Raw genomic sequence first — 19,514 nt, 5'->3', positions numbered from 1 at the left:
TTCCTTTCTCCCTACACCCCCACAACAAAACTTTCACAAAACCCAACTAAACAAAAATAACCACGAAAAATAATAAACCCAAAACCACAACAAAACCATGCCCAGCGAGAATTCCAATGAAGCAATTGTACCGTCTATGCAAATTATGTATACGAGTATTGACGTGGTTTGGGCTAGGTGTAGGAAGAGGCGGGGTTGTCAAGTAATAGACGAGATAACTGATAATGATATTAAGCAGTCTATATTTAATGCATTAATTGAGGTTCATAGGCGCATCAATGATTATGATATAAATGAGGTAGCCGAGAATGCGGTAAATAAACTCAGGAATTTCGTTAAAAGTTTAAATAATTTAATAGTTGCTAATGATAATACACAAAATATTATTTCATTTAACATTGAAAAGTTAATTCATTTAATAAATGAAGTTAAGGAAAAATGGATAAATATTTACATTAATGATGCTAACAATACGATTAAAGACGCGTTCATGGGTAAGAGAAAGATCTACGTAGTTAATGGTAAGTATGGTAGCTTATTTCTTAAAATACATGGAAGACTAGTATCAATAGAAATTGAGATTAAGAAGAATAGAAAGTCAATAACTTCTCAAGTATATTTAAGGAATTTGGCCACAGAAACGTTAGAAGTACCAGACTTACTAAATTTAAGTGAGTATGAATTACATAATTTAAAGCTTGGCCTTAGAGCAGGTGATGGGACAATATATAGGGGAAGGCCTGCAATGAAAACGAGACAGATATGGCAATTAGTATTTTGGATATTATTATACCCTGGTAGGGATAAAGTGGCGATAAGAAGTCTAGGATTTACGAGAAAGGGCATTAGCATTACATGGTTCATATACTCTGACTCTCACAGGGAAACTATTAGAAGTAAGTATGAGGCATTTAAGGAATTGAAAAAGAATCCCACACCATTAAGCTTACTTACGCTAATACTTAGTGATGGTAGCGTAGACTTAAGGAAAAAGAATATTAAAATAAGTGCGGGATTGAGCAATTACGAAAAATTAGATAAAGCCTTAATAGGATTAATGACACAGTTAGGGATTAATCGTAGAATATCCATAAAAGATAATGGGGCTGAACTAATGCTCTGGAACAGTAATGCCGTGACTCTAACCAGATACATAATTAATAATTTACCAGATAAATTAAGGCGCATACTTAATCTGCTTGAGGAGCAACTAGGCCTTGATAAATGGGGTAGGCTGAGGGCATTGGCTAATATAAGCATTGGACATAGGCACGGTTCATCTCAAATAGAAATTTACGGAATTAAATTCAACGTATTATTAACAGACAAGACAATACAACTAAGGACATGGTGCGGAAAGGGCTGCAACATAGATGAGTTAATAAGTACATTGAATAAGCACGGTATAGAGTTTAAGCGACGAAACAATAACAATGTTCCGGAAATATACATACCCTGGAGCACAATTAAAAAGCACAATTATATACTTAGTAAGATAGTTGAATGGCTGAAACAGACTATGAATAATCCCGAAAAAAGTGAGAGAATAAGGTCATTAGCAAGGAGATGGTTAGATAAATTAAGCGATACTTAGTATAAGAAATTGAACGTTTGGTCCCCCGGCCGGGACTTTCGCCGTGGCCATAGCCACGGCTTCGAACCCGGGGCCTGCCGGTGGCTGTGTGCCGTGGGCCTTTTCGCTGTCGCCCACGGGGCTGACTACAGCCGGCCGCTCTGACCGCTGAGCTACCGGGGGCGTGGTTTGTTTTGTTTGTTGGTTTTTAAGGTTTTCTTCGTGGTTGTTTTGTGGTGTTTGTGTCTTTGTCTTGTTGTTGGGTTTATGCTTTTTGTTGTGTGGGTGTGTTGGTTTGTGGGGTTGGGATTGTGGGGTTCGCTGGTTGGTGATGGGGTTTTTCATGATGTATTGATAATGTTGAGGGGGTATTCGATGGTTGATGGGGGTCTGGAGTTTATGGACTCAATGGTTAGGGAGGTGGCGTGGGGTTATGATGTTTTTTATATTTAGTTGCGGTTTATTACTGTGCTTGGCATTCGTTTATGTATACTCCATGGCCTTTTAGGACTTGCCTTAATGCTCCGTAGTCCTCGGGTTTTAGGTATGGTATTTGGTATGTGGTGCCTTGGTAGTTGATGAAGATGATGTATGCGTATGGTCTAAGATCTCTCCCTGTTATGGTCTTGTAGCATATGGTTATTTCGTTGGGTTTTGCCGCGTATATGCCATTGATTGTTTCGAGAACTATCGAGTCGTCCTTAATCTCCACCTTCTTAAGGTTTGCTATGGCTTTTCTTATTGATTTAATACGTGTGTAGGAATATATTATTATTGATAGGTATGCGGTTAACACCATTGATGTGATTATTGATAATGCAATGAGTTGGTTGTCCTCCGCATTTGGTGAAAGGGCGATTATGATAGCGATCATGATTACCACGTATAGCATTAGAAGAAGTAGGCTAATTACGATGCCTGTTGAGTATCTATCAATTACCCATTCAGCATCGCTGCTTTCCCAGGACCACTCGCTCATGGGTTAATTATTAATGTAATTCCTGCCTTGTTATTATGTATTTTGCGTTTCCCTCCCTTTCTATTTTTAGTTGTAGTTCCTGGGCTATTGCTGGTAGGTAGAGTACGAGGGTTCTTATGCATTGTTGTGATGCCTTGGTTCCGTACTTCGTTTGGTGCCATGCGTGGAAGCATGCCATTGTTACCTTATACTCGTTGTCTCTTGTTATGTTCCTCCTGCAGTTGATTAATGCGTAACTTACTAGGAACTCCTTGATGTCGCTTATCCCACACCTATGTCTCTGCTCCTGGCTCTGCAGTAGTGTTTGTTTCACATAATTATCTTATCCGCTTGATTTATAAGTTACTTTCAGTGTTGGGGCTGAAATATTATTCGTAATTGAAAATCATTCACGAGGAGGTTCCCTAAGGAGCAGCACCTCCACGTAATCACCCTCCCTAATTATTTGCCCCTTCCTCGTGAATACCAACCCATTAACCGTTAATAAGGTGTGGGTTAGTGAGCTACCCTGCCTAGGTAATTCCTCAATGACGTAGTCATTACCAACCCTCCTAACCCTAACCCTGTACTGCCTCGCGAACTCCTCATCTCCCAACGTGCCCCTGGCTAGTTTAGCCATTACCCTTGGCTCCGCAATATCCACCTTAACACCCGCAAGCCTCTTAATGACCTCCTTAACGATCACGGTCATGGCATTCAAGGCAGATATTGGGTGCCCCGACAGATTAATAACGACCTTGTTATTACTTAATACCGCCAAGCCCGTTGGTCTACCGGGCCTCATCCTTAGCCCCCTGATGTAGGTCCTTGGGTTTAGGGACTTCGTCACCTCATACACATAATCAACACCGCTAGGTCCCGTACCGCCGGTGGTTATTACGATGTCTGCGAGATTCAGGGCATTCATTACTGCGTTTTTAATGGCCTCCTGATTATCGGGCACTATGGTTCTACCAACAACCTCCGCATACGGTACATACATGCCTATGTAATTCCTTACTAAGGACGCTGTGCTCTCAACAACCTTACCATTAATTATTGCGTTAGGCACCTCATCGGGCGTCTTAACCTCCACGAGTTCTGAGCCCGTGGCGACCACGAATATCTTGACCCTCCTCCTAACCCAAACCTCACCAATACCAAGCTCCAGCAGTGCCGGTATGTCCCAGGGCATTATAACCGTGCCCTCCCTAAGAGCCACCTCACCCTTTTTGGCGAAGTCACCTGCTGGATCCACATTCTCCCAGGGCATGACCGACTTGTTAATGATGACCTCGTTATTGCCCATGACCTCGACAAATTCCTCAGGGACAACGGCATCAGCGCCGTCCGGTAGGTATGCGCCGGTTGTTACGTAGGCAGTCTCCATGGGGCCAACCTTAATACTTGGGACCTCGCCAATACTTATTGAACCCACTAACCTCAACTTGGTGGGTACCCTGGTAATGTCCTGGCTCCTAACCGCGTAACCATCATAAGCCGCCTTAGGTCGTGGCGGTATGTCCATGGGTACAACCACGTCCCTTGACAGAACCCTACCCATTGATTCCCATACAGGTATTTTCTCCTCATCAACCACAGCTAACGTACTTATTGCATTAATTAGTTCTTCAAGCTCGTGAGGCACTACGAACTTGTATTCGTGAGGCTTCACGTGATTTTAGGGACAATGCGCTATTTAAAACCTATAGTCTTAATGATTAATGTGAGTGAGCCGTTGAGTATTGACGTACTGGAGGGAGCATACCAACTGATTAATTATGATGATGAGGATGAGGAGGCGTTGACTCAGGACTTCAATTTGAGGTATGGAGATAGGTACATGGAAGTCCTGGAGAGGGCTAGGGAGTTTGTCTCATCACTTGGAGAGGACGCTAGTAATAGGATTAGGAGGTTCTATGGATTATTAGCTGATCACTCAATGAGTAGAGTTAAGGGTTTTGGTGATGCTGTATATGCATTGATTAAGTACATGGGGCTTGGGGGTGATGAGGGTGTCCTTAAGGTTCAATTCAGGCTTATGGGCTTTAATGAGGATGTACTTACTGAGTTAATAAGGGCTGGTGTTCTAATGCATAGGAGGAGGGGCATCCTCTTCGTTCCTGAGTACCTAATACCTAGACTTCTTGAGATGTCCGGTGACATACCAACACCTAACGTTAGGGAATTAATAAGTGCTCTAGATGCACTTGGGTTGGTTGCCGTTGAGTCGGCAGCCTTCGGTTCAAGGCCCATTAATTGGTTGTTTAGGGCGATTTATGGGGTTGATTTTAGGGAGTTCGTGGTTAAGGTGAGGATTGGCAATGTACTTGATGGCTCTATTGGCGAGTTGATACTTAACCCAGCCATTGACCTGCGGGAGCTTAGAATGGTGATTCACGAGATGAAGGACTCCAGTGCCAGGTCCATGAGGAGGATCATAAGTCCACACGGTCAATACACCTACAGCAGGGTTGCTAGGTGTGGTATTGTTTATACAGTGTTTGGTGAGGGTGGTAGGGAGTTAATCATGCTTTACCCGTGGATTGTACCGAGTAGGAGGGTCTTAGACTACCATCCACGTGAGGATAGGGTTATCGTAATAATGCAAAGACCTAGTGAGGAGTTTGTCGACATAATGAGGGAGCACATTAATGATGTGCCACCGCGCACGGGATTCGTATTCATAAGCGGTAATGAGGCGATGGTCTATAAGCCTCAATCCCTAAATAGGGCCTTTGATTCATTCCTCGACTTCCTATATCGGTCGAACCTGAGGGTTGCTTACCTTAACTAGCCCTTTATTAGACCGATGATGAGGCCTATTATAAATGCCAGTGATGAGTATGGGATGGCGCCAATGAATTGTTGGGCCTTCGCATAGGCTACGCTCATCGCATAGCCTGCGTAATGAAGTAGTGTGACTAGGGTTGATGGGCTTAGGTAGCCCAGGGCTATTGCAAGAATTACAATCGCCAGTAATACCAGGGCAACTCCTATCAACCTCCTTATCAGGATACCCACGAGTAGCCCAAGCACGAATAGGCCTATTATACTGATTATCTGCGTTAGTGTTAAACCAAATACCTCCATTAGGAATAATAATGTGAGTAGTGTATAAAAAAGTTAACTCATACTACTAAGTACTTCTTTAACGGCCTTAGATAATAGTTCAGATACTTCACGACCCTCCTCCTCGGTTAAGTAATGCCTACCGGTAATGCGTCCGGTCATTGGTATTACATGGAAGTGTATGTGGAAAATTACCTGACCAGCCTCGGCGCCATTGTTCTGAATAATCCTCACACCAGGCACGTTCAATGCCTTAATCACGGCCATTGTCACGGCCTTCGTCACCCTAATTACATGGCATAATTCGTCACTTGGTATTTCCGTTATATCCCTATAATGTCTCTTCGGCATAACCAGCGTGTGCCCTTTACTTATTGGGTATTTATCGAGTATTGCAATTACGTGTTCATCTTCATAAACTACATAGGCAGGTTCCTCCCCCTTAACGATCTTACAGAACACGCAATCCATAGCGGCAAAACGACAGATAACCTGCACTCTTTAAAGATTTAATCACCTAGCATATGCCACCATACGATGAGATGGATAGTAAGTAGAAGCTCACTGTAAAGATCACGAGAACAGCAACAAAAACCACCAGTAGCAGGTCACTAACACTACCCCTGCCCAGGTAATTCATTAGCAGGTAAGTACCAGCAACCGCCAGTATTAGGGTTAGGATCTCCATCATTGTAAACGGACCGGCACACGTTGAGACAACGCCAGGTGTGTAGACTGCGTACCAGAATCCCATTATGAATAATACGAGTATTAGCACGGCTATGATGCCAAGGGCCGCAAGCCACTTACTCGGCGTTACTGAGCTCATCAAGGTACGCCTGGAACAACCCCCTTTTAAAGATGACTTACCCACCATAACAGGTAGACACTGCGTATTTATTTCTCTGTGAACTATGACTCATTGCGTTGCGGTTAGTTCATTAATGATTTATACGGTCATAGGTGGGTCAATAGCATTAAGCGACCTTCATAGTTTACTAGGAATAGTCATTAAAATAATATGTTTTAAATACTGGGTTAGGTCATGATCCTTTAATGGACAGTAATGACTTAAGCCTTCATGGCAGGGTTATTTATACTGGGATTGAAAAATGCCCCGTGTGTGGTAGGGAGAGTCTTCATGTGGTTGAAATACTGTATAATGACCCAGCCTTTGGCGATTTAATACTGTACAGTAATCAATGTGATTATTGTGGCTATAGGAGGGTCGATATTCATTACCTTAATTCCAGAGGTCCATCCAGGATAATATATGAGGTTAAGGATGATGAAGATGTTTATAGGACCTACATATTCAGATCAAGAAGCGCCAGGATAAGTAGTCCTGAGCTTGGCTTTGATATTGATCCAGGACCTGATGCAGAGGCTATGATAACAACGGTCGAAGGCCTATTGCTTAGGATGCTTGATGTTGCTGAGAGAATGGAGGTCTTAAATGAGGATAATGAGGAGAGTATACGTAGGTTGAGGGAGTTCAAGGATAAAGTGCGAAGGGCTCTCCAGGGCGATTTTAGGTTTAGGATTATCATTGAGGATCCAAACGGTAATTCAATGATCAAGCCTCCGCCAGGTCGTGACTCTAGTGTTCGTATCGAACCACTTAACCCAATGGCATGACAGCCTTGAGTTAAGTTTATAATTTCCTGTTATGCCAATAGTCGATGCCTAGGCGCAGACGTACGTCGGGGATGTCACCATTCATAGCCGCTGGGTTGGTTAAGTTTAATGAGGCTAAGGAGATTGAGAGGATTAAAATAAGTCCGCAGGCCGTAATATTCCTTGGTATTGCCATCTCAGTGATAATAATAATACTGAAGTTCCTGGTACCTCTTTAGGCCCTTTTCTTCCTCGTCATTCCACCCTCATGAACAGCCCTTATAATGTCCTTAATTAATTCAGGCTTTTCCTCAACTATCGTACCTGTAACTATTGCGTCCGCACCAGCCAGGGCTAACTCCGAGGCCTTCTCAGGGTCCCTAATACCACCACCAACAATCAACGGCTTACTAACTAATTGCTTTACCCTGGAAACCATCCTCGGCCTCACCGGTTCACGGGCTCCACTACCAGCCTCGAGATAAATCATGTCGAAGCCCATTAATTGAGCCGTGTATGCATAGGCCAGGGCAATGTCATCCCTATCATAGGGTATTGGCCTGGCATTACTTACGTAACCAACGGCACCACCATCACCAACAATTATGTAAGCAAGCGATATTGGCTCCAGGTTCCTAAACCTCTTCACCAGTAGTACCGAGGCCTGTATCTGGGCACCAACTATGAAGTATGGATCAGCGCTATTAAGCACGCTAAGAAAGAATACGGCATCGGCGTACCTACTCAGGTTTGCCACACTGCCTGGGAATAGAATAACGGGTATCTTTAACGAGCCCTTAACGGCGCTTAAGTACTCATCGAGTTGCCCCTCGGATATGCCCAGGGAGCCGCCGACCATGAGCGCATCGCTGCCGTACTCCTGAACCATCAGCGCCAATTCTTTGAATTCCTTAGCGGTTACCTTATCTGGGTCGAGCAACGTCATGTGTATTGCGCCAACCTCGGCAATACGCTTAAGTAGGTAATCCTTAACGCCCATTAGGTATGAGGAAGAATTATTGAATTTTAAGTATCACTCCTCGGTATATCCAATGTCCTCAGAATACTCGCTTTCCTCGCCGTAAACCTCTTCGGCACCACCTTCACTAAATTCCTCACCACCTTCGCTAAAGGGCTCAGTTGATTCCTGCGCCTCCTGCCCCTGCTCCTCGTCAAGTAGTGGATTCGCCTTAGTTGTTAATTGAGATAACGATACGGTCACCTCCTTCTTGGGCTTTATCTGACCCTGGTAATAAAGATCAACGAACTTATTGAAGTAATCCACGGGGAGTAGCCCAGGTATGTAGTTGAATTCGGCCTCAAGTCCGCAATTACCGCAATTAACCAATACCTTGCCCTCCTTCCTATCAATCTTTACATTAACCAATGGCGCACCGCAGTGTGGGCATGTGAAGATCTTCGGCAGTGTCTTCTTAGGCTTAAGTAGTAATTTCTTACGGCTTTTCCTTCTACGACCCATCGAAGCCCCAACTAAGTTTTAATATAAATATCTTTTTCTTCCTAATTCCTAATTACTACTGATGCCCATTGAATTTCGAAATTCATAGGCTGGTCAGCCGGGTATGTTCTCGTCACCAATCCGCGTAACTCTGAATCATCATGATAATTACAACCAATGCCTCATAAAGCATTGAAATAATACTTAAAAAACCTTATCGAGCATTTAATTGATGCATGGATTAATAATGAACATTAGTGATGCTGTAATTACGTATTTAATAATTGCAATTGCGTCATTAGTAATATCATTAGTATTGACCTACGCGGCGTTAAGGATTAGGGTAATAACTAGGGATGCCATCATACCATCAGTACTTGTCGGCTCTATGATACTCCTCGGTGGACCATCATCAATACTGCCATTCATTGTATTCTTAGGAAGCTCAAGCGCACTTACCAAGATAGGTGTTGAGAAGAAGGAGGAGCTCGGCACGGCCGAGGACGTTAAGGGGAGGAATTGGAAGCAGGTATTAGCCGTTGGTTTAGTACCAAGTACCCTAGCAATGCTGGCCGGCGTGGCTTATTTTGTGCGTGACATGACCATGTATCAACTGCTTTCCACGGCGGCTGTAACAAGCATAGCCTACTCAAATGCAGACACCTGGGCCTCTGAATTGGGTGTTCTCAGTAAGTCAAGGCCTAGGTTAATAACGAAGCCCTGGACCACCGTTGACCCCGGCGTGTCGGGTGGTGTTACATTACTTGGTGAGTTAAGCTCATTCATTGGATCAACCACAATAGCACTCACTTACTTAGGCATTCAATACATACTTAAGCTCCTGGGGTATATAAGCTCAGTAAATATTTGGTTTGTCGTTATAGTCTTAATCCTTGGTTACCTGGGCGAGGTCCTTGACAGCATCTTTGGGGCTTTGTTCCAACCTAAGTACAGATGCCTAAAGTGTGGTGTGATGACTGATAGGGAGGTCCATGTGTGCGGTGAGAGGACTGTGAGAGTCATGGGTAGTTATGACCTTGAGAATGAGGATGTTAACTTACTCGTATCAGCTATAATAGCTGCTATCTCAATAATTACCCTATTGCTACTAATAGGGCCTCATGTAATCATACCCAGTTTATAAGGCTAGTGAGTGAGTAATTACGCGCTACGGGCTGTCATAAGTACAGGCATAAATATGCAATAAATATGCCTGGATATACAGGGCTATTACGTATACGTACCTAATCATGAACCCTTTAAATTCAGCTGTCTACGTCTACTTAATGACCCAGATAACGAATATTTACGCTGATTTCAAGAAAATCGAGGAATTAGTCGCGAGGGGTTTATGGGTGGCTGTTAAGTATGCGAGAGGTACCTGCGTGAGCTTCACGCCAAAGAAGGTCCTTGAATATGCTGAGTTCAATGATGCAATACCCGTGGTACTCACCCTCGTTAAGCACGTGCTTAAGCAATTGAGCGATGCGGGTTATCTGCAGGTTGATAGTAGTAGGAGCGTCGTTAGGTATAGGTTATGTAAGGACTCTAAGCTTTGGGGCTTAATAAAGCAGAGCGGTGGTCCTGAGGATGTATTAAAATTCCTTGAGGAGGTGACGCAGTGAAGAGGCTATTCTAAAAACGCTAATATACGCAACAGGCGCATTCTCATTAAATGGGTAAGGAAGATAATACTAAGGTTGGGAATGTATTAAGGGGGTTTGGGGAGACTAACTTAATAAGCATCATTAGGAGTATCACTGGTTTTGGTGAGGATAATGACTTGGAATTCCTGGAGATTGATGGTAATATGCTGGCTATTAAGATTGATGGTATATCACTGTCAACGTCAAGGATGCCTTTCATGACGTACTTTGACATGGGTTGGAAGGTCATGGCTGCAGTAGGTAGTGACTTCCTCGTGAAGCTCACTAAGCCACTCTATGCCGTGGTCTCAATAACAATGAGGGGTGATTCGGGTATTGATGAATTTAGGGAATTAATTAATGGGTTAAACGAGGGAGCTAATTACCTGGGCATGAAGTACCTGGGTGGTGATTTAAATGAGGGTTTGGATAATGTGATTGATGTCGCCGCAATAGGTAAACCATTGGCTGGTATCATTGGTAGGAAGCCCAGGGTTGGTGATGTACTCGTGACCAAGCCTTACTTTGGCTACACGGGCCTCGTCTTTAAACTATACTATAGTAATGAATTAAATAGGTGGATTGACTCAAGGGTTGTTAGGGAAGGAATTGAAATACTCAAAAGACCCAGGCTGGAGATGAATATACTAAACGACTTATTACGGCATAGGGAGTGTATTTCGGCCAGTATGGATTCGAGTGATGGGCTTGGTAAGGTGCTTTGGACCATGTCCACTGATGGCGGAGTTAAAATAATAATCAATGAATTACCCGTGAGCGAAGATTTCCTCAACTCAATGAGTGAGATTGGTGATGTTAATATTGAGGAGGCGGTGTTTAATGGTGGTGAGGAGTTCCTGCCCGTGTTCTCGGTAAGGAGAAGCTGCATACCTGTGTTTGAAAGGCTTGGTTTTAAGCCGTTTGCAACTGTTGAGGAGGGTGAGGGCGTTTATTTTAAGGGTTCAATACTTAGGTATAGAGGTTGGGATTACTTCACTGGTTGGGCTAGTACCTAAACTTCGAGAGCCCTTATTTCGCCCTTCACGAATATTTCACGTGTTAGCGTCACAATGACCACTATGGCCATTATGTAGAGGGCCGTGGTTATCATGAACATTAACTGGTAGGAGAACTTGGCAGGTAGTGTTATCCAGAACAGGGGCTTAAGTGATATGAGTACTGAGGCCTGGTACATACTCATTAGTGAACCAGCCACCGCCGGCCCCCACGCACCGCCTATGTTCCTGAAGACCGAGTTTAAGCCCGTGGCCAGGCCCATGTTCCTCCTGCCCACGGAGAATACCAAGATGTTTATCACCGCCACATTAACCATGCTTATGCCGGCGGCTAATACGGACATCGACCCTATTACATACGATAGACCGTAGAACGAAGTGTACGTAAGCATCAATAGGCCTATTATTGCTATTACGGACCCGATGACGGCTAACCTCCTAGCGCCAATACTTGTGATTACTCTACCCGCTATTGGGGCGGTTATCATCTGGACAACGGCCATTGGTATCATCATAATACCCGCATCCAGTATTGACAGGTCATAACCAAGCGGCTTAGGCGATTCAAGTAGGTATGTCAGGGCCTGGGCCATTAGGAATAGGGCGAAACCAGCTAGGGCAACCCCTATGTTTGCTGCCATGACATTCCTATTACCCAGTAAGTTTATTGGGACGAGGGGGTGGTCGACCGTTGTTTCGTAGAGTACGAATACCCCGAAGCCGAGTACGAAGAGTATCAGTAGGGACATTATTAATGGGTCTGTCCAGCCATACGTTGGTGCATCGGTGACCGCTATTAAGCCACTGGCTAATGATACAGAGAGCAGGAATAGTCCTACCCAATCAATTGGTTGTGGATTCCTAACCCTGCTCTCCCTAATGTATAGGTAGACCATTAAGTCCTCGATTATGATAAATGGGTATACCGTGTGGTACGTTGCCTGCCAACCGAGGGTTTGGGATACGTAGGCACCCAGCGGTAGTGATACGGCCATTCCAACCCCGAACATGGCACTTATTAATCCCTGGACCTGCGGTATCATTCGTGGCGGGAACTCCTCCCTAACCAGGGCGAAGGCTAGGGGCATCATTGCCATGCCAACGCCCTGCAGTGCCCTACCCACTAGGAGCATTCCGTAGCTTGTTGAGAATCCCGTGATGAGGGCGCCAATTGTATATATAATCATTGTTATCATGAGCATCCTCTTCTTACCAAACATGTCGCCGAGCTTACCCATTATTGCCGAGGATAATGTACCCATGAGGATGTAGATTGACAATATCCAGGAGGCATCGGCAGCAGATATATTGAGGTCCCTCTGAATCGTTGGTAGTGACGGTACTAGCATTCCCTCGGTGTACATAACAACGAGTGTTAAGGTGACCAATATTGCGGTTGCACGCCACGCATATGCAACGTCATACTCCCCCTCTAAACCAACTCCACCTCTACGCATTTATCATCACCGCCGCAGAGCACCTCGTAGTATACGAGCCTACCCTGGTAATTGCCCGGTCCCTGATTACCGTAGGATACTTGCATTCCGCGGTTGTTGTTACTGCCTAGCCTACGCCTCCTTACTGCCGCTATTATCCCTATCACTATCACAATTATTATTAGTATCAGAACGATCCAGAGGAGCACGTTTGGCGCTGGCTTAACCGTTATGTAGGTGGTTACGGACTCGGTCAATGGGTAGAGGGAGCCCGTCTGGTTCCATATGAACGTAAGCACAAGCGGGTAATTACCTGGCCTCGCGTTTGAGTCCACGTCCACTAGGAATGTGACGTTTATCTCCTGCCCAGGCTTTAGGTCGCCGATGAATGCCTGGGACGCCGTTAATGCCGAGAGTGGGTTGCTCGATGATACGTGTGGCTGTATTACCTGCCCAGTGGATATGGTCACCATTATGTTCTTAGCCTCCACAGGTCCCTCATTCATTATGGTAATCGTTATTGGGACCTTGGACGCACCTGGTGATAGTGTTGGTGAGGTTATGGTGCTGAACAACGCGCCTAGGTTTGATAGGCTTGGGCTTGGTGGCTGTGGATAACTAACACTTACGATGACTAGGTTTGCCCTTGGTCTCACGTTTAGTTGGTAATACCTTGTTGTTGACCCACCGTCATAGGTCACGGTTATATCCACCGTGTAGTTACCTGGATTGCTCGGTAGGCTTATGGGCACTGTCAACTGTATTGGCTGACCAGGTGGAATTGCGCCGAGTATTAACGGCATACTCACCAACGGTGAGGCACCTGTGCTGTTTATGAAGAGTTGGGCGTCATAGGCGATCCCAGAACCAATATTAACAATACTTAGTATTAACTGAGCCATTGGGTAACTCTGAAACACCTCAGGTGGGTTTGTAGCCACTGACTGTATGTAAACGATGGGTTCCTGGGGCACCACCAGCGTTGCGTTAATCACATCATCAACACCGGTGAAGTAGTCAACCCTAAGCTCCAGTGTGTAATTACCCTGCGGTATGTAGCTGGGTACGTATGCGTAGAATGTTAGTGGCACTGGTTGGCCTGGCGGTAGGGCTGGCAAGTGTTGTGTGGTGTTTACTATATCGAGTTGTGGTGGTGCTGATAGTAGGGTAACCGTGACATTATAGACTGGGGTGTTTCCGTAGTTGGTTAGGTATATTGTTATGGGTACGTAGGACTTAGGCAATGCCTGAACCACATTGTCTGGCGTACCTATCATGGCCGTTGCCTCAAAACCAACATAACCAAGTATGGGGATGGATACGTTTGTACTAACACTCTCTGAGGACTGGGAGGTGGATATTGAGGGTATTGAACCCATCACGGTCGGTATCTGTATCGTGACCGGAACTGTCTTAACACCGGTTATGACTGGCTCACCATTGTATAACGTTGTGGTCACTAACGTGGTGACGGGTATCGATATCGTTTGATAAACAATTAATGGCTTAACGCTAGTCGTTACATTAACCTCCGTATAATTGACGGTTACTGGCACCTGGTAAATACCCATCGATACATCGGGATCTACTTGCACGTAAACAATACACGAACTATTACCCTCAGGTGGTACAACAGGTATTTGGCAGTAATTCGATGAGGAATTGACGTAGTAGATGGGCTTTATCAATGATGAGTTTATGGTTATTGTCATGTTAAATAGGTAAGCCTGCGTTGGATTAAACACAGTAAACACTAGGTATGAATCCTCGCCAGGCGCCACGGGCTGATTTAACAACCAGTGCGCCAGCACTATTATAGATAGTGATATCGGATCCATCGAAACACACAAAACAAGCGCCCTCTTTAAAAACCATTCTTAATTATCGAATAGATATCGACGAAAAACACGTACAAAAAATTAATAAACCAAGGACGATAAGTAATGATCTTGCGGGGGTGCCCGAGCCTGGTCAAAGGGGACGGGTTTAGGTCCCGTTGGCGAAGGCCTGCGTGGGTTCAAATCCCACCCCCCGCACCAGAGATTGAATTAATTACGAATCGTGTCGTTTTCATTTCAATTAGTGACTGTTTTCATAAAGTTTATATACGTGCCTGGGTGATTAATCACGGGTTTGGTCTATGGTTGATTGTTCGTTGGTAGCCATTGAGGAGATCAACAACGAGCAGAGGCTACTAATCCTTGAATTAATTATTTAATTAGTAATAAGGGTGTTAAGCCTCGTGACCTCGGTGTCACGAGTAACTACATATCAATGATCCGCTCTGGCAGGCGTAGGGTTGGCGATGGTTTGCTATGCTCGATGCTCAGGCTTCTAACCCCTGAGGAATTGCAGTCATTGCTCAGGGGCTGGGTCCCCGAGAGGCGTGCATCACTGAGTGATGCCCTTAGGGTCATAATAACAGCCAGGGAAGACCCCACATTTAGAGAGCAATTCCTTGCATTGCTCTCTCGATACTTAGGTGATTACGTTCAAAGCCTCGGCAGGGCTTGGCACGTGACCCAGGAGGACATTGAGGCATTCATCAAGGCTAAGCGTTTGAAGGGCGTTGGTGAGAAGACCCTAAACGACGAGCTCAGGTACATTAGGCGAGCCCTCGAGGAGCTTGACTGGGTGCTGACGCCAGAGGGCATTACCGAATTCCTCGGTGGGCTTGCTGAGGAGGAGTCGCCATACGTTGTTAGGCACGTGACCGTGAGCCTAAAGTCCCTCATAAAGACTGTGCTGAAGCCCAGGGACCCCGGGCTCTTTGCGGTCCTATACAACTCATTCACGACGATTAAGCCCAGGAACCACAACAAGACCAAGCTCCCAACCCTTGAGGAGCTTAGGCAGGTGCTCTCGAAAATCGAGAGCATTGAGGCTAAGACCTACTTCATAATCCTGGCAGAGACTGGGCTTAGACCAAGCGAGCCGTTCCTGGTAAGTATGGACGACGTGGATCTTGAGCACGGCATGCTCAGGATTGGCAAGATAACCGAGACAAAGAGGACGTTCATAGCCTTCCTACAGCCTAAGACCCTTGAGTTCATTAAGGCGCAGTACATGCCCAGGCGTGATTGGCTCGTTAGGAATAGGCTCGAGGCGATAAAGGCTGACTACCTAGGCGTTAAGCCCAGTGTCGAGGACTGGGCTAGGAAGTTCATGCCCTTCGACAGGGACAGGCTTAGGCGTGAGATCAAGGAGGCTGCCAGGCAGGTGCTTGGCAGGGACTTCGAGCTTTATGAATTGCGTAAGTTCTTCGCCACGTGGATGATTTCAAGGGGCGTACCAGAGTCAATTGTGAATACCCTACAGGGCAGGGCACCACCAAGCGAGCACCGTATCTTGATCGAGCACTACTGGTCACCTAGGCATGAGGAACTTAGGAACTGGTACCTTAGGCATGCACCGTGTTTGCTGTGTCACTGAGGGCTTCACCACCCACTCTATTTATCAAAGCGAAAGCTTAATTAAGGACTTAAGCAATACCCAACTGGCGGGGTGGGCTGGTTCCCTCGGTGCCGGCTTATCATCATGCCTCAGACGGTCCACCACACATCACTGGGTTTAACCCCACCCCGCTCATCCTAATCACTCAATAAACAACGCTAGTAGTACCATTCCAACAAAATTTAAATCTTTCCTGAACACCATGACGCAAACCGTTGCTTAATGCCACTTGCCCTAATCAACCTTGATTGGGTATTCCCTGACCTCAAGTCCAACCACCTTTGCGTAGTACAGGACCATGTCAAGATCCTCATGAGCAAGTCACCTCCTGACTAACTCATAGTCCTTAGTGTCCAATAATGCCTTCATCGCAAACAAATGCCTCAGGTCATGAGGACTAAGCCTCACGCCAATCAACTCACTTGTGACATCAGTAACAACCCTCCAGGCGGTTATCCTCGATATGGGGAACAACTCATTGGTTATTTTGTTAAGCACAATGTAGTCCTGGGCAATGGTGAACCACCTACTCGGCATCGGCAGCGTCAGGTACATCGCCTGCCTCTTCTTCTCAATCCACCAAGTGACTTTATGCTCCTCAAAATCAATGTCCTTGACAGCAAGCCTCAGAACCTCACCAATTCTCCTGCCACTCAATGCCAGGGTCAAGGGCAGGAAGTACTTAATCCTAGGGCTCCTGACTGACTTATCCAGGAGCTCCCTTATGAGTTGTTCATAATCATCGAGGTAAAGCCTCAACTCCCCAACCTTCCTCATGACCCCCTCCTCACTCATCACCATGAAACACTTTGGGCAAAATATTCATAGGTGGATGTGCAGTAATAATGAATAATAGAACAGTAATGCCATATAGTATTATGTTTATGTACGATTCAAAAACTATGGAGAAGCATTAAATTTCATCATACAGGTAAACAAACACCTTACTCCACCCCCATCACTAATATTACCCATATTAACGGGTGGTAGTGGTCTCGAGGTAGTTGAGGGTCGATCAGCAGGTATTTTTTATATAGGTCCGTTAACCACGGCCATTACAGGCTATTATTGTATTAAGAAGCTTCAGTCCTACTATATACAACTCGATGTAAGGTTAGATAATCTCTATCAGATACAGTATGTGCACTTGCCAATTAGTCAAATTGTTAATGGTGTTTCGCAGTCAGGCTTTAATGCCGAGATTTGGGCACCTGGCCGTTATACCATCGTAGGTAATAAAACCTTTATTTTTGTAGCATTAAACCTAATCGGGAATTACTACCTCACTCATTACGGAACCGCATGTGCCTGGCTTATCATAGCCATTATAAATGGCACCGCGTATCTCGGATATAGCCTAGACGACATCAATGTGAATTGGTACTATAGCTACCCAGTGGGTAATGCGTTCATCCAGCCAGGGCCAGTCACGCAGTTAATAATTAGTGGAGAGAATGGTCACCTCACGAGCATCGATGTCGTCCTAACCTTGTACTACTGGAATGGCACCACATGGCTCCCAGCACCAAGTATTGGAGTGGGCAATTGGACAGAGGGATACGTGATCCAGGCCTGGGTCTATTGGAATAATAATGTGGCTGTCATCTCCTGCCCTAGCCTATTAAAGAGACACCCAGCATTTTACCTCCAGGCTTCAAACCTTAAGGATTGAGTAATTAAGGCATATTTTCTTCATTAAGTGTGGTATGATTATCGTGGGGTTAATGCCAGGTAATTTACATCGTTAATTAATTATATGGGATAAGTGGGTTTAAGCATTAGGTTTGCTTATATCGTGATGAGGAATATAAGTGTTGCTGCGTTCCTGTGAGTTAGGGATTTTAGTCCATGTCTTTCGTGGTCTTTGTATGATCATTAAACATACGTATGAGGGTAATAATGACATCAATCTAATGGTTGTGGCAACCGTGGGCTTAGTATTCTCAATAGCACTTCTACTCTTTGTTAGGCTTATTAGGCCCATAAGCTTGTCGGTACATAGGGAGTTAGTTGGTGTTGGCATATTTATTGTATCAATACTCTTCTTCCTGTGGTTGTTAATATCGTCAGTGAGAAGTAAACGTAGGGATTAAAACTATCTATTAAGCTCCCTTAATAATCCCTCATTACGATAGTTTTATTGTCATTAAATCACTGTATATTGGTCCCTTTGGTGTTAACACACTTCTCTTTAGCTTTATTGAGTCTACGGTTTGCGTTCCGAAGTCCATGTTCTCATACTTCCTAACAACCTCCATGTACCTATCCCTATTCCTAACGTACTTAACCCTGGCAATGGTTAGGTGTGGTACGAAACCCCTCTCATCCCTCTCACCAATATCCCCCGTGAATTTCATTATCAACTCATGTAGGTTCATTAAGTCCCTGGCACCCTCCTCAATACCGACCCAGATAACCCTCGGTCTCTCTATGTTTGGGAATGCCCCAATGCCCCTGATGTGTATTGTGAATTGATTGTACTTAATATTGCTGAGTCTCTTCTTCAGCTCCTCAACGAGTTCCTTACTGATTTCACCAATGAATCTCAGGGTTATGTGTAGGTTCTCCGGCTCCACAGGTTTCATATCAACGCCGGCACTCATGAATTCCTTCTGCATCTTAATTATTGGGTCCTTTAATTGGTCCGTTAAGTCCACGGCGATGAATACCCTGTATAACTCCCTGGACATTGATTTATTGTAACTCGGCAATTAATTTAATTTTAACTACTGAGCACCTTCCCTTCTAATCATCTCATAAATCCACTTATTAAGGTACTCGCATTTCTCTGGTGTTATTTCATCGGTCGTCCCACAAATGTCTATGTATGGGCAGTAGAAACAAGGTATCTTAGTCAGTAGGTCGTAGGTGAGGACCTTCATTAATGACCCAGCCTCCATCAACTCCCTAGCCACGGCCATGCCCAACTCCGTTAATCTCACCTTATACATGACCCTCTTACCACTACCAACATTCTCCTTAGTAAGTAAGCCCCTCTTCTCAAGTTTATTAATGAATGGCATACCAGCCTTACTCTTAATGCCCATAACCCTCCAGATATCCCTGAGCATGATCTCACCACCAGCCTTATAAATCTCCTCGAGAATCCTGGTCTCCTTATCACTCAACTCCTTAATTAATGAAGATACGTCACTACCCACGAACAAAGGCAGTAAAGGACATCTCTTTAAAAATTTCTAATCACGCAATGATAGCTTCAATTCCATGAACTTAAACCAGGATTTAAAGGGGAACTAGATTTTAACGTAATAATGAGTTGGCAC

The 19,514-nt window shown here is 44.9% G+C and carries 24 protein-coding genes and 2 tRNA genes; 12 read left to right on the top strand and 14 right to left on the bottom strand.

The window, feature by feature from the left end; all coding sequences use genetic code 11:
• The first annotated feature begins 97 nt into the window (after positions 1 to 97).
• A complete protein-coding gene (locus tag VDIS_RS03840) occupies positions 98 to 1,594 on the top strand; it encodes a hypothetical protein (RefSeq protein ID WP_013335896.1) in 1,497 nt (498 codons plus the stop codon).
• An 18-nt stretch (positions 1,595 to 1,612) separates the two neighbouring features.
• On the opposite strand, the gene VDIS_RS12610 is transcribed toward VDIS_RS03840, so the two are convergent.
• Positions 1,613 to 1,756: transfer RNA gene (locus VDIS_RS12610), tRNA-Tyr, on the bottom strand.
• 84 nt (positions 1,757 to 1,840) lie between these two features.
• Here VDIS_RS12610 and VDIS_RS12605 point away from each other — a divergent pair.
• Positions 1,841 to 2,026 (top strand): hypothetical protein, encoded by a 186-nt coding sequence (locus tag VDIS_RS12605; RefSeq protein ID WP_013335895.1) that lies wholly within the window; start codon positions 1,841 to 1,843, stop codon positions 2,024 to 2,026.
• Positions 2,027 to 2,036: 10 nt separating this feature from the next.
• Here the strand turns inward: VDIS_RS12605 and VDIS_RS03835 are convergent, their stop codons facing one another.
• From VDIS_RS03835 to VDIS_RS03825, 3 genes are all read right to left on the bottom strand, one after another.
• Positions 2,037 to 2,552 carry a hypothetical protein gene (locus VDIS_RS03835; protein ID WP_013335894.1) on the bottom strand — a complete coding sequence of 172 codons (516 nt, stop codon included), beginning with the start codon at positions 2,550 to 2,552 and terminating at the stop codon, positions 2,037 to 2,039.
• A gap of 10 nt (positions 2,553 to 2,562) precedes the next feature.
• A complete protein-coding gene (locus VDIS_RS03830) occupies positions 2,563 to 2,865 on the bottom strand; it encodes a hypothetical protein (protein WP_013335893.1) in 303 nt (100 codons plus the stop codon).
• Positions 2,866 to 2,937: 72 nt separating this feature from the next.
• Positions 2,938 to 4,206 carry a molybdopterin molybdotransferase MoeA gene (locus tag VDIS_RS03825; RefSeq protein WP_013335892.1) on the bottom strand — a complete coding sequence of 423 codons (1,269 nt, stop codon included), beginning with the start codon at positions 4,204 to 4,206 and terminating at the stop codon, positions 2,938 to 2,940.
• Between the two features lie 42 nt (positions 4,207 to 4,248).
• Here VDIS_RS03825 and VDIS_RS03820 point away from each other — a divergent pair, with 42 nt between their 5' ends.
• A complete protein-coding gene (locus tag VDIS_RS03820; protein WP_013335891.1) occupies positions 4,249 to 5,328 on the top strand; it encodes a hypothetical protein in 1,080 nt (359 codons plus the stop codon).
• Here the strand turns inward: VDIS_RS03820 and VDIS_RS03815 are convergent.
• The 3 genes from VDIS_RS03815 to VDIS_RS03805 are packed head-to-tail and all read right to left on the bottom strand — an operon-like array spanning position 5,325 to position 6,432.
• Complete coding sequence (locus VDIS_RS03815; RefSeq protein WP_013335890.1) at positions 5,325 to 5,624, bottom strand: hypothetical protein; 300 nt, start codon at positions 5,622 to 5,624, stop codon at positions 5,325 to 5,327. The genes VDIS_RS03820 and VDIS_RS03815 overlap by 4 nt on opposite strands.
• Before the next feature lie 33 nt (positions 5,625 to 5,657).
• Entirely contained in the window at positions 5,658 to 6,074 is a 417-nt protein-coding gene (locus VDIS_RS03810; RefSeq protein WP_013335889.1) for an HIT family protein, read from the bottom strand.
• Positions 6,075 to 6,120: 46 nt separating this feature from the next.
• Positions 6,121 to 6,432, bottom strand: a complete 312-nt coding sequence (locus tag VDIS_RS03805; RefSeq protein ID WP_013335888.1) for a hypothetical protein — start codon at positions 6,430 to 6,432, stop codon at positions 6,121 to 6,123.
• 227 nt (positions 6,433 to 6,659) lie between these two features.
• Here VDIS_RS03805 and VDIS_RS03800 point away from each other — a divergent pair, with 227 nt between their 5' ends.
• On the top strand, positions 6,660 to 7,241 hold the full coding sequence (locus VDIS_RS03800; protein ID WP_013335887.1) for a ZPR1 zinc finger domain-containing protein: 582 nt from the start codon (positions 6,660 to 6,662) through the stop codon (positions 7,239 to 7,241).
• A gap of 44 nt (positions 7,242 to 7,285) precedes the next feature.
• Positions 7,286 to 7,459 carry a preprotein translocase subunit Sec61beta gene (locus tag VDIS_RS03795; RefSeq protein WP_013335886.1) on the top strand — a complete coding sequence of 58 codons (174 nt, stop codon included), beginning with the start codon at positions 7,286 to 7,288 and terminating at the stop codon, positions 7,457 to 7,459.
• Here VDIS_RS03795 and VDIS_RS03790 read toward each other — a convergent pair.
• Positions 7,456 to 8,220, bottom strand: coding sequence for a phosphoglycerol geranylgeranyltransferase (locus VDIS_RS03790; protein WP_013335885.1), 765 nt, complete (start codon positions 8,218 to 8,220; stop codon positions 7,456 to 7,458). The genes VDIS_RS03795 and VDIS_RS03790 overlap by 4 nt on opposite strands.
• 33 nt (positions 8,221 to 8,253) lie before the next feature.
• Positions 8,254 to 8,700, bottom strand: coding sequence for a hypothetical protein (locus VDIS_RS03785; protein WP_013335884.1), 447 nt, complete (start codon positions 8,698 to 8,700; stop codon positions 8,254 to 8,256).
• Between the two features lie 211 nt (positions 8,701 to 8,911).
• Here VDIS_RS03785 and VDIS_RS03780 point away from each other — a divergent pair, with 211 nt between their 5' ends.
• The 3 genes from VDIS_RS03780 to VDIS_RS03770 all read left to right on the top strand — a co-directional run bounded on the left by VDIS_RS03780 (position 8,912) and on the right by VDIS_RS03770 (position 11,341).
• Complete coding sequence (locus VDIS_RS03780; RefSeq protein ID WP_013335883.1) at positions 8,912 to 9,823, top strand: DUF92 domain-containing protein; 912 nt, start codon at positions 8,912 to 8,914, stop codon at positions 9,821 to 9,823.
• A 142-nt stretch (positions 9,824 to 9,965) separates the two neighbouring features.
• On the top strand, positions 9,966 to 10,304 hold the full coding sequence (locus tag VDIS_RS03775; RefSeq protein WP_148678207.1) for a hypothetical protein: 339 nt from the start codon (positions 9,966 to 9,968) through the stop codon (positions 10,302 to 10,304).
• A gap of 50 nt (positions 10,305 to 10,354) precedes the next feature.
• Positions 10,355 to 11,341, top strand: a complete 987-nt coding sequence (locus tag VDIS_RS03770; protein WP_013335881.1) for a thiamine-phosphate kinase — start codon at positions 10,355 to 10,357, stop codon at positions 11,339 to 11,341.
• On the opposite strand, the gene VDIS_RS03765 is transcribed toward VDIS_RS03770, so the two are convergent.
• Positions 11,338 to 12,798: an MFS transporter gene (locus tag VDIS_RS03765; protein ID WP_013335880.1), complete on the bottom strand. Its 1,461-nt coding sequence runs from the start codon at positions 12,796 to 12,798 to the stop codon at positions 11,338 to 11,340. The two genes, VDIS_RS03770 and VDIS_RS03765, sit on opposite strands and share 4 nt — an antisense overlap.
• Positions 12,774 to 14,615 carry a COG1361 S-layer family protein gene (locus tag VDIS_RS03760; RefSeq protein WP_013335879.1) on the bottom strand — a complete coding sequence of 614 codons (1,842 nt, stop codon included), beginning with the start codon at positions 14,613 to 14,615 and terminating at the stop codon, positions 12,774 to 12,776. Before VDIS_RS03760 ends, VDIS_RS03765 begins: the two co-directional genes overlap by 25 nt.
• A 113-nt stretch (positions 14,616 to 14,728) precedes the next feature.
• Here VDIS_RS03760 and VDIS_RS03755 point away from each other — a divergent pair.
• Both VDIS_RS03755 and VDIS_RS03750 read left to right on the top strand, forming a co-directional pair.
• Positions 14,729 to 14,816, top strand: a tRNA-Leu gene (locus VDIS_RS03755).
• Between the two features lie 235 nt (positions 14,817 to 15,051).
• On the top strand, positions 15,052 to 16,209 hold the full coding sequence (locus VDIS_RS03750) for a tyrosine-type recombinase/integrase (RefSeq protein ID WP_052885762.1): 1,158 nt from the start codon (positions 15,052 to 15,054) through the stop codon (positions 16,207 to 16,209).
• 342 nt (positions 16,210 to 16,551) lie between these two features.
• Here VDIS_RS03750 and VDIS_RS03745 read toward each other — a convergent pair whose 3' ends face one another.
• Positions 16,552 to 17,025, bottom strand: a complete 474-nt coding sequence (locus VDIS_RS03745) for a site-specific integrase (protein ID WP_052885761.1) — start codon at positions 17,023 to 17,025, stop codon at positions 16,552 to 16,554.
• 352 nt (positions 17,026 to 17,377) lie between these two features.
• Here VDIS_RS03745 and VDIS_RS03740 point away from each other — a divergent pair, with 352 nt between their 5' ends.
• Both VDIS_RS03740 and VDIS_RS03735 read left to right on the top strand, forming a co-directional pair.
• Entirely contained in the window at positions 17,378 to 17,902 is a 525-nt protein-coding gene (locus tag VDIS_RS03740; protein WP_148678206.1) for a hypothetical protein, read from the top strand.
• Between the two features lie 196 nt (positions 17,903 to 18,098).
• Positions 18,099 to 18,323 (top strand): hypothetical protein, encoded by a 225-nt coding sequence (locus tag VDIS_RS03735; RefSeq protein ID WP_013335876.1) that lies wholly within the window; start codon positions 18,099 to 18,101, stop codon positions 18,321 to 18,323.
• 33 nt (positions 18,324 to 18,356) lie between these two features.
• Here the strand turns inward: VDIS_RS03735 and thpR are convergent, their stop codons facing one another.
• The gene (gene thpR / locus VDIS_RS03730) at positions 18,357 to 18,920 is read right to left on the bottom strand and encodes an RNA 2',3'-cyclic phosphodiesterase (protein ID WP_013335875.1); all 564 of its coding nucleotides are present in this window, start codon (positions 18,918 to 18,920) and stop codon (positions 18,357 to 18,359) included.
• Positions 18,921 to 18,956: 36 nt separating this feature from the next.
• Positions 18,957 to 19,391 carry a helix-turn-helix transcriptional regulator gene (locus VDIS_RS03725; RefSeq protein ID WP_013335874.1) on the bottom strand — a complete coding sequence of 145 codons (435 nt, stop codon included), beginning with the start codon at positions 19,389 to 19,391 and terminating at the stop codon, positions 18,957 to 18,959.
• Positions 19,392 to 19,514 lie beyond the last annotated feature (123 nt).

Source organism: Vulcanisaeta distributa DSM 14429 (genome assembly GCF_000148385.1).
Classification (GTDB): Archaea; Thermoproteota; Thermoprotei; order Thermoproteales; family Thermocladiaceae; genus Vulcanisaeta; species Vulcanisaeta distributa.
Note: the sequence above shows the minus strand (reverse complement) of the source record. Positions and strands in the feature narration are given on the sequence as shown.

What these genes read in the sequence shown, in the direction of transcription:
- VDIS_RS03775 (WP_148678207.1), top strand. Translation starts at nt 9,966, where the DNA reads ATGACCCAGATAACGAATATTTACGCTGATTTCAAGAAAATCGAGGAA.
- VDIS_RS03835 (WP_013335894.1), bottom strand. Translation starts at nt 2,552, where the DNA reads ATGAGCGAGTGGTCCTGGGAAAGCAGCGATGCTGAATGGGTAATTGAT.
- VDIS_RS03800 (WP_013335887.1), top strand. Translation starts at nt 6,660, where the DNA reads ATGGACAGTAATGACTTAAGCCTTCATGGCAGGGTTATTTATACTGGG.
- VDIS_RS03840 (WP_013335896.1), top strand. Translation starts at nt 98, where the DNA reads ATGCCCAGCGAGAATTCCAATGAAGCAATTGTACCGTCTATGCAAATT.
- VDIS_RS03820 (WP_013335891.1), top strand. Translation starts at nt 4,249, where the DNA reads ATGATTAATGTGAGTGAGCCGTTGAGTATTGACGTACTGGAGGGAGCA.
- VDIS_RS03780 (WP_013335883.1), top strand. Translation starts at nt 8,912, where the DNA reads ATGCATGGATTAATAATGAACATTAGTGATGCTGTAATTACGTATTTA.
- VDIS_RS12605 (WP_013335895.1), top strand. Translation starts at nt 1,841, where the DNA reads ATGCTTTTTGTTGTGTGGGTGTGTTGGTTTGTGGGGTTGGGATTGTGG.
- VDIS_RS03770 (WP_013335881.1), top strand. Translation starts at nt 10,355, where the DNA reads ATGGGTAAGGAAGATAATACTAAGGTTGGGAATGTATTAAGGGGGTTT.
- VDIS_RS03785 (WP_013335884.1), bottom strand. Translation starts at nt 8,700, where the DNA reads ATGGGTCGTAGAAGGAAAAGCCGTAAGAAATTACTACTTAAGCCTAAG.
- VDIS_RS03805 (WP_013335888.1), bottom strand. Translation starts at nt 6,432, where the DNA reads ATGAGCTCAGTAACGCCGAGTAAGTGGCTTGCGGCCCTTGGCATCATA.
- thpR (WP_013335875.1), bottom strand. Translation starts at nt 18,920, where the DNA reads ATGTCCAGGGAGTTATACAGGGTATTCATCGCCGTGGACTTAACGGAC.
- VDIS_RS03790 (WP_013335885.1), bottom strand. Translation starts at nt 8,220, where the DNA reads ATGGGCGTTAAGGATTACCTACTTAAGCGTATTGCCGAGGTTGGCGCA.
- VDIS_RS03815 (WP_013335890.1), bottom strand. Translation starts at nt 5,624, where the DNA reads ATGGAGGTATTTGGTTTAACACTAACGCAGATAATCAGTATAATAGGC.
- VDIS_RS03795 (WP_013335886.1), top strand. Translation starts at nt 7,286, where the DNA reads ATGCCTAGGCGCAGACGTACGTCGGGGATGTCACCATTCATAGCCGCT.
- VDIS_RS03750 (WP_052885762.1), top strand. Translation starts at nt 15,052, where the DNA reads ATGATCCGCTCTGGCAGGCGTAGGGTTGGCGATGGTTTGCTATGCTCG.
- VDIS_RS03760 (WP_013335879.1), bottom strand. Translation starts at nt 14,615, where the DNA reads ATGGATCCGATATCACTATCTATAATAGTGCTGGCGCACTGGTTGTTA.
- VDIS_RS03735 (WP_013335876.1), top strand. Translation starts at nt 18,099, where the DNA reads ATGATCATTAAACATACGTATGAGGGTAATAATGACATCAATCTAATG.
- VDIS_RS03745 (WP_052885761.1), bottom strand. Translation starts at nt 17,025, where the DNA reads ATGAGTGAGGAGGGGGTCATGAGGAAGGTTGGGGAGTTGAGGCTTTAC.
- VDIS_RS03810 (WP_013335889.1), bottom strand. Translation starts at nt 6,074, where the DNA reads ATGGATTGCGTGTTCTGTAAGATCGTTAAGGGGGAGGAACCTGCCTAT.
- VDIS_RS03765 (WP_013335880.1), bottom strand. Translation starts at nt 12,798, where the DNA reads ATGCGTAGAGGTGGAGTTGGTTTAGAGGGGGAGTATGACGTTGCATAT.